Origin of the sequence: Streptomyces sp. NPDC012825 (assembly GCF_042900925.1) — a bacterium.
Classification (GTDB): domain Bacteria; phylum Actinomycetota; class Actinomycetes; order Streptomycetales; family Streptomycetaceae; genus Streptomyces.
This window is the reverse complement of the sequence record NZ_JBIBBZ010000005.1, coordinates 192,000-206,002: the sequence shown is the minus strand read 5'-3', so window position 1 is coordinate 206,002 and position 14,003 is coordinate 192,000. Positions and strand designations below refer to the sequence as shown.

General features: G+C 74.1%; 14 protein-coding genes. 9 read left to right on the top strand and 5 right to left on the bottom strand.

The genetic code is table 11. The features are described from left to right. Positions 1–9 precede the first annotated feature (9 nt). Together ACFY7E_RS14530 and ACFY7E_RS14525 are read right to left on the bottom strand one after the other, a co-directional pair. Positions 10–213, bottom strand: a complete 204-nt coding sequence (locus tag ACFY7E_RS14530) for a DUF1918 domain-containing protein (RefSeq protein ID WP_389484564.1) — start codon at positions 211–213, stop codon at positions 10–12. Positions 214–327: 114 nt separating this feature from the next. Further along, positions 328–1,401: an EamA family transporter gene (locus ACFY7E_RS14525; protein ID WP_389484562.1), complete on the bottom strand. Its 1,074-nt coding sequence runs from the start codon at positions 1,399–1,401 to the stop codon at positions 328–330. Between ACFY7E_RS14525 and ACFY7E_RS14520 the strand changes: the two genes are divergently transcribed. The 4 genes from ACFY7E_RS14520 to ACFY7E_RS14505 all read left to right on the top strand — a co-directional run bounded on the left by ACFY7E_RS14520 (position 1,400) and on the right by ACFY7E_RS14505 (position 5,280). Continuing rightward, positions 1,400–2,836, top strand: coding sequence for a PLP-dependent aminotransferase family protein (locus tag ACFY7E_RS14520; protein WP_389484560.1), 1,437 nt, complete (start codon positions 1,400–1,402; stop codon positions 2,834–2,836). The genes ACFY7E_RS14525 and ACFY7E_RS14520 overlap by 2 nt on opposite strands. A gap of 101 nt (positions 2,837–2,937) precedes the next feature. After that, complete coding sequence (locus ACFY7E_RS14515) at positions 2,938–3,390, top strand: GNAT family N-acetyltransferase (protein ID WP_389484558.1); 453 nt, start codon at positions 2,938–2,940, stop codon at positions 3,388–3,390. A gap of 68 nt (positions 3,391–3,458) precedes the next feature. Beyond that, the gene (locus tag ACFY7E_RS14510) at positions 3,459–4,034 is read left to right on the top strand and encodes a histidine phosphatase family protein (RefSeq protein WP_383446072.1); all 576 of its coding nucleotides are present in this window, start codon (positions 3,459–3,461) and stop codon (positions 4,032–4,034) included. Between the two features lie 85 nt (positions 4,035–4,119). Continuing rightward, a complete protein-coding gene (locus ACFY7E_RS14505) occupies positions 4,120–5,280 on the top strand; it encodes a methyltransferase (RefSeq protein ID WP_389484555.1) in 1,161 nt (386 codons plus the stop codon). A 76-nt stretch (positions 5,281–5,356) separates the two neighbouring features. Here the strand turns inward: ACFY7E_RS14505 and argG are convergent, their stop codons facing one another. Next, the gene (gene argG, locus ACFY7E_RS14500; protein ID WP_383439479.1) at positions 5,357–6,802 is read right to left on the bottom strand and encodes an argininosuccinate synthase; all 1,446 of its coding nucleotides are present in this window, start codon (positions 6,800–6,802) and stop codon (positions 5,357–5,359) included. 118 nt (positions 6,803–6,920) lie between these two features. Here argG and argC point away from each other — a divergent pair, with 118 nt between their 5' ends. From argC to ACFY7E_RS14475, 5 genes are all read left to right on the top strand, one after another. Continuing rightward, positions 6,921–7,949 (top strand): N-acetyl-gamma-glutamyl-phosphate reductase, encoded by a 1,029-nt coding sequence (gene argC / locus ACFY7E_RS14495; RefSeq protein WP_389484553.1) that lies wholly within the window; start codon positions 6,921–6,923, stop codon positions 7,947–7,949. Positions 7,950–8,037: 88 nt separating this feature from the next. Further along, on the top strand, positions 8,038–9,204 hold the full coding sequence (gene argJ, locus ACFY7E_RS14490) for a bifunctional glutamate N-acetyltransferase/amino-acid acetyltransferase ArgJ (RefSeq protein WP_389484551.1): 1,167 nt from the start codon (positions 8,038–8,040) through the stop codon (positions 9,202–9,204). After that, positions 9,201–10,115: an acetylglutamate kinase gene (gene argB, locus ACFY7E_RS14485; protein WP_389484549.1), complete on the top strand. Its 915-nt coding sequence runs from the start codon at positions 9,201–9,203 to the stop codon at positions 10,113–10,115. The genes argJ and argB overlap by 4 nt, the downstream gene beginning before the upstream one ends. Before the next feature lie 11 nt (positions 10,116–10,126). Next, a complete protein-coding gene (locus tag ACFY7E_RS14480; RefSeq protein WP_389484964.1) occupies positions 10,127–11,329 on the top strand; it encodes an acetylornithine transaminase in 1,203 nt (400 codons plus the stop codon). 7 nt (positions 11,330–11,336) lie between these two features. Further along, positions 11,337–11,867 (top strand): arginine repressor, encoded by a 531-nt coding sequence (locus tag ACFY7E_RS14475; RefSeq protein ID WP_030214728.1) that lies wholly within the window; start codon positions 11,337–11,339, stop codon positions 11,865–11,867. 104 nt (positions 11,868–11,971) lie between these two features. On the opposite strand, the gene ACFY7E_RS14470 is transcribed toward ACFY7E_RS14475, so the two are convergent. Then, positions 11,972–12,580 carry a pyridoxamine 5'-phosphate oxidase family protein gene (locus tag ACFY7E_RS14470; protein ID WP_389484546.1) on the bottom strand — a complete coding sequence of 203 codons (609 nt, stop codon included), beginning with the start codon at positions 12,578–12,580 and terminating at the stop codon, positions 11,972–11,974. Positions 12,581–12,603: 23 nt separating this feature from the next. Further along, positions 12,604–13,929: a hypothetical protein gene (locus tag ACFY7E_RS14465; protein WP_389484544.1), complete on the bottom strand. Its 1,326-nt coding sequence runs from the start codon at positions 13,927–13,929 to the stop codon at positions 12,604–12,606. Positions 13,930–14,003: the final 74 nt, after the last annotated feature.

The following is a 14,003-nucleotide window of genomic DNA, read 5'->3' as shown; positions in this document are numbered from 1 at the left end:
GACGGCGTCTCAGCCGGCCCCCGCCTCCGGGCGGTGCCGCACGACGGTGTCGGGGCCCGGCGACATCAGGGCCTCGTGACCGTCGTCGTCGAACTTCACGCGGTACGGGGGAGTGCCGTTCTCCCCCAGTACCTGAAGGACCCGGGCCGTACGGTCGTGGTGACCGACGGTCCGTCCGTGCACCAGCAGTTCGTCGCCCACGCTCGCCTGCATCGGGGTGACCTCCTCGCGACCGGGTCCGTGCCGGTTCTCCGCGCTTCGGGCTCTCTGTCTGCCATTGTGACCCGCGTCACCCGCTCCCGTCGCGCCGGCCTCCCGGCGGGCGGATCAGGACTTCGAGCGCTGGGTGACCGCGATGCAGACCAGGACCGCGACCGCCGCGACGGGGGCGGCCGGCGACAGGGTCTCGCCGAGCAGGGAGACCGACCAGACGAGGGTGAGCAGCGGCTGGGCGAGCTGGAGCTGACTGGCCTTCGGGATGCCGATCGCCGCCATGCCCCGGTACCAGACGTACAGACCGAAGAAGGTCGAACCGGCGGCGACCCACACCAGGCCGACGACGCCGTGGGCGTTCAGGTGGACCGGCTCCAGGGACAGGGTGACGGCCGAGGCGACCAGCATCAGCGGCAGGCAGAGGACCAGGGCCCAGCCGATCACCTGCCAGCCCGGCATCAGGGCGGCGAGCCGCCCGCCCTCGGTGTAGCCGGCCGCGCACACGAGCAGGGCCCCGAAGAGGTACAGGTCGCCGGTGGAGAGCGCCCCGCCGCTCTCCGCGAGCGTGAAGCCGAGTACGACCACGGCGCCGGAGACGGCCGCGATCCAGAAGGTGCGGGAAGGGCGCCGGCCCGTCCGCAGGGCGGCGAGGGTCGCCGTGGTGAGCGGCAGGAGGCCCACCACCACGGCGGCGTGGGAGGTGGTGGAGGTCTGGAGGGCCAGGCTGGTCAGGAGCGGGAAGCCGACGACGACCCCGCCGGCGACCACCGCGAGCCCCGCCCAGTGGCGCCGTTCCGGCGGCGGCACCCGGCCGGCGAGCAGGAAGACGCCCGCGACGAGCGCGGCGAGGGTGGACCGCACGGCCACGAGCGACCAGGGGCCGAAGCTCTCCAGGCCCCAGACGGTCGACGGGAAGGTGAGCGAGAACGCGACGACGCCGAGCCCGGCGAGCAGGGTGCCACGGGACGGGGAATCGGCCGCGGGGGTCCGGGAGGCGGTCGCGGGGGCCGCGGGGCCGGACGGCCCCGCGGCGCGGTGCGCGGCTCCGGTCCCGGGGGCGGAAGAGCCGGACGGCCCGTCGGTGCGGTGTGCGGCTCCCGTCCCGGAGGCCGAGGGACCGGAAGTGCGGGTCTCCGGGGCGGGGACCGCTATCGCGATGGGGGCAGTAGCGCTATCATGTGCTCTCATGCATGAGCGTAGCAGTGTCGCGGAACTGGTGAAATCCCTGAGGAGCGAGCTCGACCGCTACTCTCCCGGCGGAAAGCTGCCGTCGAGTCGTGCGCTCGTCGAGCGCTACCGCGTCTCCCCGGTCACCGTCACCCGCGCCCTCGCCCGGCTCGCCGCCGAAGGGCTCGTCGTCACCCGGCCCGGCGCCGGCGCCTTCCGCGCGCAGCCCCGTACCGCCACCCCGGCCATCGGGGACACCTCCTGGCAGGAGGTCGCCCTCAGCGCCGACACCGCCACCGAACTCGTGCCCCGGGCCGTCGACGCCTCCGGCGTCCTCGTCACCCTCTCCGCGCCACCGCCCGGCGTGATCGAGTTCAACGGCGGCTACCTCCACCCCGCCCTCCAGCCCGAACGCGCCCTCTCCGCCGCCCTCGCCCGGGCCGGCCGCCGCCCCGGCGCCTGGGGCAGACCGCCCGTCGACGGCCTGCCCGAACTGCGCGAATGGTTCGCGCGCGAGATCGGCGGCAGCGTCACCGCCGCCGAGATCCTCGTCACCGCCGGGGGCCAGTCCGCGATCACCACCGCCCTGCGCGCCCTCGCCCCGCCCGGCACCCCCGTCCTCGTCGAGTCGCCCACCTACCCGGGCATGCTCGCCGTCGCCCGCGCCTCCGGACTCCGCCCGGTCCCCGTGCCCGCCGACGCCGGGGGAGTCCGCCCCGACCTCCTCGAAGCCGCCTTCCGCGCCACCGGCGCCCGCGTCCTCGTCTGCCAGCCGCTCTTCCAGAACCCGACGGGCGCCGTCCTCGGACCGGAGCGGCGCCGGGAGGTCGTCCGGATCGCCCGCGCCGCCGGGGCCTTCGTCGTCGAGGACGACTTCGCCCGCCGCCTCGTCCACGAGGACGCCCCGCCGCTCCCCGAGCCCCTCGCCGCCGAGGACCCGGACGGTGTCGTCGTCCACGTCCGTTCCCTCACCAAGCCCACCTCGGCCAGCCTGCGCGTCGGCGCCCTCGCCGCCCGGGGACCCGTCCTGGAGCGACTGCGCGCCATCCAGGTCGTCGACAGTTTCTTCGTCCCCCGGCCCCTCCAGGAGGCCGCGCTCGAACTCGTCGGCTCCCCGGCCTGGCCCCGGCACCTCCGCGCCGTCTCCCAGGAGCTCAAGGCCCGCCGGGACGCCATGACCGGCGCCCTCGCCCGCCACCTCCCCGAACTCGCCCTGCCCCACATCCCCTCCGGCGGCTACCACCTCTGGCTGCGCCTGCCCGACGCCCTGCCCGAGGCCTCCCTCCACGCCACCGCCCTGCGCACCGGGGTCGCCGCGGCCCCCGGCCGCCCCTACTTCTGCGCCGAACCGCCCGCCGGCCACATCCGGCTGAGTTTCGCGGGTGTCGCGGGCCCCACGGAGATCGCGGAGGGGGTGCGCCGCCTGCGGACGGCGGTGGACGAGCTCACCGGCTGACCCCGGGGCCGGACCGTACGGGCCCTCCGCCGGCTCCGGCCCCGCGACCGCGCCCGGAGAATTCGCCTGACAGGACGCCGTACTCCTGCGAGCCTGCGTCCATGAGCGACAGCACCCTCCCGCTGAGCCCCGTCATGCACGGGGCGTACGAGATCTCGTCCGACCCCGCCCGGATCGACGCCGCCCGCGTCCATCACTGGATCTCCACCGACTCCTACTGGGCCCACGGCCGACCTCGGGAGAAGCAGGACCGCGCCATCGCGGGCTCGCTCAACGTCGGCGCCTACCACCGCGAGACCGGCGAGATGAGCGCCTACGCGCGCGTCGTCACCGACTACGCCACCTTCGCCTGGCTCTGCGACGTCTACGTCGACCGCCCGGCCCGGGGCGCCGGCCTCGGCACCGCGCTCGTCACCGCCGTCCGGGACCTCCTGGAGCCGTACGGGCTGCGCCGCGTCATGCTCGCCACCGCCGACGCGCACGGCGTGTACGAGAAGGTGGGTTTCGCGCCACTGCGAAATCCGGACAAGTGGATGGCTCTCGGGCAGCAGTGAACCCGGCCCCCTCCGCCCCTCGAAACGACCCCTTGACCAGCGGCGCCACCGGCCTCACGATCGCGGCCATGGGTCTTCGGGTGACGCTCGTCACGGCGGCACGCAGCTCCTCCCTGCTCGCCGAACGGTTCGACGACGACCGGCCGATGGACGAGGCCGGCTGGTACGAGGTGCAGCAGGCCGCGCCCGCGCTCATCCCGCTCGGCGCGGCCGAACTGCGCTACTGCTCCCCGACCCCGCGCAGCCGCGCCACCGGCACCGCCCTCGGCTACGCGCCCCTGGTCCAGCCCGCCCTGCGCGACTGCGACATGGGCCGCTGGCGCGGCCTGACCCTCGCCGAGGTCGCCGCCCTCGAACCGGCCGCCGTCGACGCCTGGCTCGCCGACGCCCGCACCGCCCCGCACGGCGGCGAACCGCTCCTCGCCTTCATCACCCGGATAGGGAACTGGCTCGACACCCGTCCCGCCGAGGACTGCGCCGTCGTCGCCGTCGCCGAGCCCTCCGTCGTACGGGCCGCCCTCGTGTACGCCCTGAGGGCGCACCCCGCCACGTACTGGAACGTCGACGTCCGCCCCCTCTCCACCGTCACCCTCACCGGCCGCCCCGGCCTCTGGCACCTCCAGCTCGACGCGGCCCTGCGCTGACGGGCCCGCGCCACCGGGACGGGAGGCGGCCCGGCGACCGGGACGAGGGCGGCCCGGCCCCGCGACCGGCTAGCCTGAACCCACGATGAACCGTTTGAGCACGTCATGGGGCGCCTTCACGCTGACCCGCCACCCCGAGGACCCGCGCGACCCGCTGCGCGCCTGGGACGCGTCCGACGAGTACCTCCTGGGGCACCTGGCCGAGACCGGCACCGACCTCTCCGGCACCGTCGTCGTCCTCGGCGACCGCTGGGGAGCCCTCGTCACCGCGCTCCGGGCCGCGGGCCCCGGCGAACTCGTCCAGATCACCGACTCGTACCTCGGCGGGCAGGCCACCCGGACCAACCTCGCGCGCGCCGGCGCCGCCCCGGACGCCGTCCGGCTGCTCACCACCCAGGACCCGCCGCCCGAGCGGATCGACGTGCTCCTGGTCCACGTCCCCAAGAGCCTCGCGCTCCTGGAGGACCAGCTGCACCGCCTCGCCCCCGCCGTCCACGAGGGCACCGTCGTCGTCGGCACCGGCATGGTCAAGGAGATCCACACCTCCACGCTGAAGCTCTTCGAGCGGATCCTCGGCCCCACCCGCACCTCCCTGGCGGTGAAGAAGGCCCGGCTGATCCACACCACCCCCGGCCCCGCCGCCGCCCCGGGCCCGAGCCCCTGGCCGTACCGGTACGCCCTGCCCGCCGACACCCCCGCGCCCGGCCTCCCCGGCCGGACCGTCACCAACCACGCCGGCGTCTTCTGCGCCGACCGCCTCGACATCGGCACCCGCTTCCTCCTCGCGCACCTGCCCCGCGGCCTCGGCCGGGCCCGCGTCGCGGACCTCGGCTGCGGCAACGGCGTGGTGGGCCTCGCGGTCGCCCTCGCCGAACCGGAGGCGGAGCTGGTCTTCACGGACGAGTCGTACCAGGCCGTCGCCTCGGCCGAGGAGAACTTCCGCGCCCACGCGGGCGACGGGCGCACGGCCGAGTTCCTCGTCGGCGACGGACTCGCGGACCTGGCCCCCGGCTCGGTGGACCTCGTCCTCAACAACCCGCCGTTCCACAGCCACCAGGCCACCACCGACCGCACCGCCCGCCGCATGTTCGCCGACGCCCGGCGCGCCCTGCGCCCCGGCGGCGAACTGTGGGTCGTCGGCAACCGGCACCTCGGCCACCACGTCACCCTCCGCCGCATCTGCGGCAACGCCGAACTGGTCGCGAGCGATCCGAAGTTCGTGGTCCTGCGCGCGGTCCGCACCTGAGGCGCACGGCGGAAGGCCGGCCCGGCACCGAGGGGTGCCGGGCCGGCCTCCGCGTACCGCCGGGAGCCGTCGCGCGTCAGTCCGTGCCGAACTCCATCGCCGCCCGGTCGAGCAGCTCGTCGTCGCCGGAGGACTCGCCGCGCGAGGCGATGGCCTCGGCACCGCCCTCCGGCATGCTGCCGATCAGCCCGGTCGCGGCGGCCTGGGCGGCGCCGATGGCCGGGTTGGCCGTGCCGATCAGGCCGAGGCCCGCGTACTGCTCCAGCTTGGCGCGGGAGTCGGCGATGTCGAGGTTCCGCATGGTGAGCTGGCCGATCCGGTCCGCCGGGCCGAAGGCCGAGTCCTCGGTGCGCTCCATGGACAGCTTGTCCGGGTGGTAGCTGAACGCCGGGCCCGTGGTGTCGAGGATCGAGTAGTCCTCGCCGCGCCGCAGCCGCAGGGTCACCTCGCCGGTGACGGCCGCGCCGACCCAGCGCTGGAGCGACTCGCGGACCATCAGGGCCTGCGGGTCCAGCCACCGGCCCTCGTACATGAGCCGGCCGAGGCGCCGGCCCTCGTTGTGGTACTGGGCGAGGGTGTCCTCGTTGTGGATCGCGTTGACCAGGCGCTCGTACGCGGCGTGCAGCAGGGCCATGCCGGGGGCCTCGTAGATGCCCCGGCTCTTGGCCTCGATGATCCGGTTCTCGATCTGGTCCGACATGCCCATGCCGTGGCGGCCGCCGATGGCGTTGGCCTCCATCACCAGGTCGACGGGGGAGGAGAACTCCTTGCCGTTGACGGTGACCGGGCGGCCCTGGTCGAAGCCGATCGTCACGTCCTCGGCGGCGATCTCGACCGACGGGTCCCAGAACCGGACGCCCATGATGGGCTCCACGGTCTCGACGCCCGTGTCCAGGTGCTCCAGGGTCTTGGCCTCGTGGGTGGCGCCCCAGATGTTGGCGTCGGTGGAGTACGCCTTCTCGGTGCTGTCGCGGTAGGGGAGGTCGTGGGCGAGGAGCCACTCCGACATCTCCTTGCGGCCGCCGAGCTCGGTCACGAAGTCGGTGTCCAGCCACGGCTTGTAGATCCGCAGGTGGGGGTTGGCGAGCAGCCCGTAGCGGTAGAACCGCTCGATGTCGTTGCCCTTGAAGGTCGAGCCGTCGCCCCAGATCTGGACGTCGTCCTCCAGCATCGCCCGGACCAGCAGGGTGCCGGTGACGGCGCGGCCCAGGGGCGTGGTGTTGAAGTAGGCGCGGCCGCCCGAGCGGATGTGGAACGCGCCGCAGGTGAGCGCGGCGAGGCCCTCCTCGACCAGCGCCGCCCGGCAGTCGACCAGGCGCGCGATCTCGGCACCGTAGGTCTTCGCGCGGCCGGGCACCGAGGCGATGTCGGGCTCGTCGTACTGGCCGATGTCGGCGGTGTAGGTGCAGGGGATGGCGCCCTTGTCGCGCATCCATGCGACGGCGACGGAGGTGTCGAGGCCGCCGGAGAAGGCGATGCCGACGCGCTCGCCGGCGGGCAGGGAGGTGAGGACCTTGGACATGGGAAGAGTATGCATCAACTCGCATGGTCATGCAAAGGGGGTCGAGAGGGCCTCATGGAGCTCGTTGCATAAAACTTCGGCCACACGTATAGTCATGCCATCCATGAGGAGGGTTTCGATGACGGTACGAGTAGCAGTGGCGGGTGCGAGCGGATACGCGGGCGGAGAGCTCCTGCGTCTGCTCCTGGCGCACCCCCACGTCGAGATCGGCGCACTGACCGGCCACTCCAACGCGGGCCAGCGGCTCGGGGCCCTCCAGCCCCACCTGCTCCCGCTCGCCGACCGCGTCCTCGTGCCCACCACCGCCGAGGAGCTCGCCGGACACGACGTCGTCTTCCTCGCGCTGCCGCACGGCCAGTCCGCCGCCGTCGCCGAGCAGCTCGGCCCGGACGTCCTCGTCGTCGACATGGGCGCCGACTTCCGGCTGAACGACCCCGCCGACTGGGAGACGTACTACGGCTCCCCGCACGCCGGGACCTGGCCCTACGGCCTCCCCGAACTGCCGGGCGCCCGCGCCGCACTGGAGGGGTCCAAGCGCGTCGCGGTGCCCGGCTGCTACCCCACCGCCGTCTCGCTCGCGCTCTTCCCGGCGTACGCGGACGGCCTCGCCGAGCCCGAGGCCGTGATCGTCGCCGCCTCCGGCACCTCCGGCGCCGGCAAGGCGGCCAAGCCGCACCTGCTCGGCAGCGAGGTCATGGGCAGCATGTCCCCGTACGGCGTCGGCGGCGGCCACCGCCACACCCCCGAGATGATCCAGAACCTCAGCGGACCGGCGGGGGAGCGGGTCACCGTCTCCTTCACCCCCACCCTGGCCCCGATGCCCCGCGGCATCCTCGCCACCTGCACGGCCGCCGCGAAGCCGGGCGTCACCGCCGAGGCCGTACGGACCGCGTACGAGAAGGCCTTCGCGGACGAGCCGTTCGTCCACCTCCTCCCCGAGGGACAGTGGCCGGCCACGGCGTCCGTCTACGGTTCCAACGCCGTTCAGGTCCAGGTCGCGTACGACCCCGGCGCGAAGCGGATCATCGCGATCAGCGCCATCGACAACCTCACCAAGGGCACCGCCGGCGGCGCGGTGCAGAGCATGAACATCGCCCTCGGTCTCTCCGAGAGCACCGGACTTTCCACGATTGGAGTCGCTCCGTGAGGGACGCACGCGCAGCCACCGGTCTGCAGACGACGACGAAGCCCGCACCTCTGCGCTGCGCGGGCGGAGAAGCGAACGGAGAAGCACAGTGAGCGTCACCGCAGCGAAGGGATTCACGGCGGCGGGCATCGCCGCCGGGATCAAGCAGAACGGCAACCCGGACCTGGCCCTCGTGGTCAACACCGGGCCCCGCCGCGCCGCCGCGGGAGTCTTCACCTCCAACCGCGTCAAAGCCGCCCCCGTCGTCTGGTCCCAGCAGGTCCTCGCCGACGGCGAGCTGACCGCCGTCGTCCTCAACTCCGGCGGCGCCAACGCCTGCACCGGTCCCCAGGGCTTCCAGGACACCCACGCCACCGCCGAGAAGGTCGCCGAGGTCCTCTCCGGACACGGCGAGGAGGTCGGCGCCGGCGAGGTCGCCGTCGCCTCCACCGGCCTCATCGGCGTCCTGCTCCCCATGGACAAGCTGCTCCCCGGCGTCGAGAAGGCCGCGGCCGAACTCTCCGAGCACGGCGGCGAGAAGGCCGCCATCGCCATCAAGACCACCGACACCGTCCACAAGACCGCCGTGGCGACCGGGGACGGCTGGACGGTCGGCGGCATGGCCAAGGGCGCCGGCATGCTCGCCCCGGGCCTCGCCACCATGCTCGTCGTCCTCACCACCGACGCCGACGTGGACGCCGAGGGCCTCGACGCCGCCCTCCGGAGCGCCACCCGCGTCACCTTCGACCGGGTCGACTCCGACGGCTGCATGTCCACCAACGACACCGTCCTGCTCCTCGCCTCCGGCGCCTCCGGGACCACTCCCGACCAGGACGAGTTCGCCGGGGCCGTACGGACGGTCTGCGACGACCTCGCCCGTCAGCTCATCGGCGACGCCGAGGGCGCCAGCAAGGACATCCGCATCGAGGTGGTCAACGCGGCGACCGAGGACGACGCCGTCGAGGTGGGCCGCTCCATCGCCCGCAACAACCTCCTCAAGTGCGCCCTCCACGGCGAGGACCCCAACTGGGGCCGGGTGCTCTCCGCCATCGGCACCACCTCCGCCGCCTTCGAGCCCGACGAACTCGACGTCGCCATCAACGGCGTCTGGGTCTGCCGGAACGGCTCCGTGGGCGAGGACCGCGACCTCGTCGACATGCGCTACCGGGAGGTCACCATCACCGCCGACCTCGCCGCCGGCTCCGAGTCCGCCGTCATCTGGGCCAACGACCTCACCGCGGACTACGTCCACGAGAACAGCGCGTACTCGTCGTGACCGGCGCCACGCGGAAGCACACCGCGCTCCCCAAGGCCCAGATCCTCATCGAGGCCCTGCCCTGGCTCACCCGCCACCACGGCAGGACCGTCGTCATCAAGTTCGGCGGCAACGCCATGATCGACGAGGACCTCAAGGCGGCCTTCGCCCAGGACGTCGTCTTCCTGCGCCACGCCGGCCTCCGGCCGGTCGTGGTGCACGGCGGCGGCCCCCAGATCAACGCCGCCCTCGACCGGCACGGCCTGGTCAGCGAGTTCAAGGCCGGCCTCCGGGTCACCACCCCCGAGGCGATGGACGTCGTACGGATGGTGCTCGCCGGACAGGTCCAGCGCGAGCTGGTCGGACTGCTCAACCAGCACGGCCCGTTCGCCGTCGGCATGACCGGCGAGGACGCCCGCACGATCACCGCCACCCAGCACCGGCCGGTCATCGAGGGCGAGCAGGTCGACATCGGCCGGGTCGGCGAGATCACCGCCATCGAGACCGGCGCCATCGAAGCACTCCTGGAGGACGGCCGGATCCCGGTCATCTCCTCCATCGCACGCTCCCAGGACGACGGACATGTCTACAACGTCAATGCTGATACGGCGGCTGCGGCACTCGCTGCGGCGCTGGGTGCCGAGACCCTGATGGTCCTGACCGACGTCGAGGGCCTCTACGAGGACTGGCCGAACAGCGACGAGGTCATCAGCCGGCTCACCGCGAGCCAGCTGGAGAAGCTGCTGCCCGAGCTCTCCAGCGGCATGGTCCCCAAGATGGAGGGCTGCCTGCACGCCGTGCGGAACGGGGTCACCACGGCCCGCGTGATCGACGGCCGCGTGCAGCACGCGATCCTCCTGGAGATCTTCACCGACGAGGGCATCGGCACGATGGTCGTCCCGGACGACCGGAACGGAGGGGGACACCGATGAGCGGAGAACCGATGAGCGGCACCGGCAACACGGAGCTGACCCGGCGGTGGCGGAGCTCGCTCATGAACAACTACGGCACGCCCCGGCTGCCCCTCGTCCGCGGCGAGGGCGCCCGGGTCTGGGACGCCGACGGCAAGGAGTACCTGGACTTCGTCGGCGGCATCGCCGTCAACGCCCTCGGCCACGCCCACCCGGCGGTCGTCGAGGCCGTCTCCCGGCAGGTCGGGACCCTCGGTCACGTCTCCAACCTCTTCGTCGCCGAACCGCCCGTCGCCCTCGCCGAGCGGCTCCTCGGCCTCTTCGGGCGGCCCGGCAGGGTCTTCTTCTGCAACTCGGGCGCCGAGGCCGTCGAGGGCGCCTTCAAGCTCGGCCGGCTCACCGGCCGCCCCCACATGGTCGCCACCCACGGCGGCTTCCACGGCCGGACCATGGGCTCCCTCGCCCTCACCGGCCAGCCCGCCAAGCAGACCCCCTTCCTGCCGCTGCCCGGCGACGTCACCCACGTCCCGTACGGCGACGCCGAGGCGCTGCGGGCCGCGGTCACCGAGGACACCGCCCTCGTGATCATCGAGCCGATCCAGGGCGAGAACGGCGTCGTCGTCCCGCCCACCGGCTACCTGAAGGCGGCCCGGGAGATCACCCGCGCCACCGGCACCCTGCTCGTCCTCGACGAGGTCCAGACCGGCATCGGCCGCTGCGGCCACTGGTTCGCGGCCCAGGCGGAAGGCGTCGAGGCGGACGTCGTGACCCTCGCCAAGGGCCTCGGCGGCGGTCTCCCGATCGGCGCGACCGTCGCCTTCGGCCCGGCCGCCGACCTCTTCGGCCCCGGCCACCACGGCACCACCTTCGGCGGCAACCCGGTCGCCTGCGCCGCCGGACTCGCCGTCCTGGACACCCTCGCCGCCGACGCGGCCCTCGACCACGTGAAGGCGGTGGGGGAGCGGCTGCGGCGGGGAATCGAGGCCCTGGGCCACCCGCTGGTCTCCCACGTCCGTGGCGCGGGCCTCCTGCTGGGTATCGTGCTCACGGAGTCCCTCGCGCCCCAGGTGCAGCAGGCGGCTCAGGACGCCGGCCTCCTGGTGAACGCGCCCGCCCCCGATGTCGTACGGATCATGCCTTCGCTGCTCCTCACCGACGCCGAGGCGGACGCCTTCGTCCGGGCCCTGCCCGGAGTCCTCGACGTGGTGAACGGGCAAGGACGAAGCGGAGAATGAGACGACGATGACCGACGCGCAGGAGAACGAGCACGGAGGGCCGTCCGTTCCGCAGACCCGCACCGCACGCCACCGCAGGATCGTCGACATCCTCAACCGGCAGCCGGTGCGCTCGCAGAGCCAGCTGGCCAAGCTCCTCGCGGACGACGGCCTGAGCGTCACCCAGGCGACGCTCTCCCGCGACCTCGACGAGCTGGGCGCGGTGAAGATCCGCAACACCGGCGGGGAGCTGATCTACGCGGTCCCCAGCGAGGGCGGCTTCCGCACCCCGCAGGCCCCGCTCGGCGAGTCCGCCAAGGAGGAGCGCATGCGGCGCCTCTCCGGCGAACTGCTGATCTCCGCCGAGGCCTCCGCGAACCTGGTGGTCCTGCGGACCCCGCCGGGGGCCGCCCAGTTCCTCGCGTCGGCCATCGACCAGGCCGAACTGCACGCCATCCTCGGCACGATCGCGGGTGACGACACCCTCCTGCTGATCAGCCGAGACCCGGTGGGCGGCCAGGCCCTGGCGGACCACCTCCTGAAGCTGGCCCAGAAGTAGGCCCCCGGCCCAGCAGCGCGTGATCGCCGTCGGAACGCCCCGCGCTCCGACGGCGACGTGCGACCGACGGGGGCCGGCCCGGCCGGTCGCGGCTCCGTACGGGCCTACCCGGCCGCGCCGGCCGGCAGCGGCGGGAGCGGCAGCGGAAGCGCGGGCAGCCCGTCCAGGCTGCTCGCGATGAGCTCCTTGCCCTCGCAGTACGTGGCGAACTCCTCGTCCGTCTTCCGGTTGAAGTACTCGGCGTGCAGCGTCCGGTCCTCCCGGTACTCCATCAGCGGGACGGCGAACCCGCAGGAGTCGCTGATCCGCCGCGCCCGCACCACGACGATCGCCCGGGCGCTGCCCTGCCCCTCCACGGCCCCGGCCGGGAACCGCGCGAACAGCCCGCTCCAGCGCGGGTCGTCACGGAGCACCACCTCGCCGGTCCCGTGCACCCGGACCACCGTCGGCGGTCCCGAGAACGCGGTCCACATCAGGGTGATCCGCCCGTTGCCGGGCTCCCGCAGGTGCGCGAGCGTCTCGGCGGTGCTGCCGCCGAAGTCCACGTAGGCGAGGGTCAGTTCGTCGAGCACCACGAGGGTGCCGTGCCGTCCCTTGGGGGAGAGGTTGACGTGGCCGTCACCGGTCAGGGGAGCGGTCGCGGTGAAGAAGACCGGCTGCTCCTCGATGAAGGCGCGCAGCCGTCCGTCGATACGTTCGTATGTCTTTCCCATGTCCCACATTCTGCTCGGCGCTCCTACCAGGAGCGATGCCTTGGCGACTCCCTTGCGAAAGAAGGCGCTTGTGCCCCCGCCCGCCGCGCCCGGTCCCGCACCTTCGGGTCCGGGTCGTCGACGAGCGCCCGGACCGCCTCCCGGAACGGCGTGCCCCCGGCTTCGGCGAGCAGCCGCAGCGCGCCCCGCCGGACGTGCGGGGCGGGGGCGCCGGTCGCGCGCCGGAGGAGCGCGTCGGCCGGAAGCCGGTCGGCCCACGGCAGCAGCGCCGCCACGGCCTCCCGCACGACCCGCGCCGAACCGTCGTCCAGCAGGGGTACGAGGGGTTCGACCCGTACGGCGTCGAGCCGCCGCAGTCCCGCCACCGCGCTCGCCCGTACGCGGGGCCGCCCGTGCCCCGTGAGCGTCCACAGGACCGGGACGTCCACGGCCCGTTCGCCGCACTCGGCGAGCCCGAGCGGCGCGTCGTCGGGCACCCCGGCCCCGGCCGCGCAGACCGCCCGGTAGAGCGGCAGCGGGTCCGTGTCCGCCTGTCGCAGCACCCAGCGGGCGCAGGCGCGCACCAGTGCGGAGCGGTCGTACAGGAACGGCTCGGCCCCGGCGGCCCGTCCCGTCCGGCGCAGTCCCGTGACCCCGGCGGCCCGCACCCGGCCCTGCCGGGAGCGCAGGAGCGGATCGAGGAGGGGCCCGTCGGCCGCGTCCGCGACCGCCGCGAGCACCGCGTTCGCGCAGAGGTCCTGGACGACCGCGTCGGGGTCGGCGGCGGCGGTCTCCGCGAGCCGGGCGGGGGAGAGCAGGCCGCGCTCGACGGCGATCCGGTGGGCGAGCCGCCGGACGGCCCGGTCCCCGCTTCCGAGCAGTGCGGTCACCCGGTCTCCGGGGCCTTCCCGCAGGGCCCCGACCAGCAGGTCCCGCGCGGCGCCGCCGCGCAGCCGCCCCGCGATCCGCAGCGCGACCGCCAGGAGGCCGCCGAACGCCCCGGGCGACAGCCCCGGCAGCTCCGCGCGCAGTACGGACCGCGCCCGCTCCCGTACGGGCCCGGCCCAGTCGGAACACCGGACGACGACCAGGGGGAGGAGTTCGGGGAGGCCGCCCGCGCGGGAGAGGGCGGCCTCCCGTGTCCGCCCGTCCGGACCGCACAGGGCGACGGCCGTCTCCACGAGGGCGGGCCGCCGGCCCGGGGCGCCGGGGAACCGGGCGGGGGCGGCCGGGGCCGGCGAGCCCCACCGCAGCGCGGCCCGGACGTTCTCGTCGAAGTCGGCCCACACACCCGCGTCGGCTGCCGCCGGGCTCCGGGCGAGCTGGTCGGCGAGCTGGTCGGCGAGGTCGTCGAAAGCGCTGGTCGGCATGGGCGGAGCCTAGATCCGGCAGGCCGGGAACGCCGCCGAATATCGGGCCGGAGACCCGCCGGCCGGCGCACGTT

Excerpts from the sequence above, each read along its gene's own strand:
- ACFY7E_RS14480 (WP_389484964.1), top strand. The coding sequence starts at position 10,127 with ATGAGCGGCACCGGCAACACGGAGCTGACCCGGCGGTGGCGGAGCTCG.
- ACFY7E_RS14515 (WP_389484558.1), top strand. The coding sequence starts at position 2,938 with ATGAGCGACAGCACCCTCCCGCTGAGCCCCGTCATGCACGGGGCGTAC.
- ACFY7E_RS14465 (WP_389484544.1), bottom strand. The coding sequence starts at position 13,929 with ATGCCGACCAGCGCTTTCGACGACCTCGCCGACCAGCTCGCCGACCAG.
- ACFY7E_RS14470 (WP_389484546.1), bottom strand. The coding sequence starts at position 12,580 with ATGGGAAAGACATACGAACGTATCGACGGACGGCTGCGCGCCTTCATC.
- ACFY7E_RS14520 (WP_389484560.1), top strand. The coding sequence starts at position 1,400 with ATGCATGAGCGTAGCAGTGTCGCGGAACTGGTGAAATCCCTGAGGAGC.
- argG (WP_383439479.1), bottom strand. The coding sequence starts at position 6,802 with ATGTCCAAGGTCCTCACCTCCCTGCCCGCCGGCGAGCGCGTCGGCATC.
- ACFY7E_RS14525 (WP_389484562.1), bottom strand. The coding sequence starts at position 1,401 with ATGAGAGCACATGATAGCGCTACTGCCCCCATCGCGATAGCGGTCCCC.
- ACFY7E_RS14475 (WP_030214728.1), top strand. The coding sequence starts at position 11,337 with ATGACCGACGCGCAGGAGAACGAGCACGGAGGGCCGTCCGTTCCGCAG.
- ACFY7E_RS14505 (WP_389484555.1), top strand. The coding sequence starts at position 4,120 with ATGAACCGTTTGAGCACGTCATGGGGCGCCTTCACGCTGACCCGCCAC.
- argC (WP_389484553.1), top strand. The coding sequence starts at position 6,921 with ATGACGGTACGAGTAGCAGTGGCGGGTGCGAGCGGATACGCGGGCGGA.
- ACFY7E_RS14530 (WP_389484564.1), bottom strand. The coding sequence starts at position 213 with ATGCAGGCGAGCGTGGGCGACGAACTGCTGGTGCACGGACGGACCGTC.
- ACFY7E_RS14510 (WP_383446072.1), top strand. The coding sequence starts at position 3,459 with ATGGGTCTTCGGGTGACGCTCGTCACGGCGGCACGCAGCTCCTCCCTG.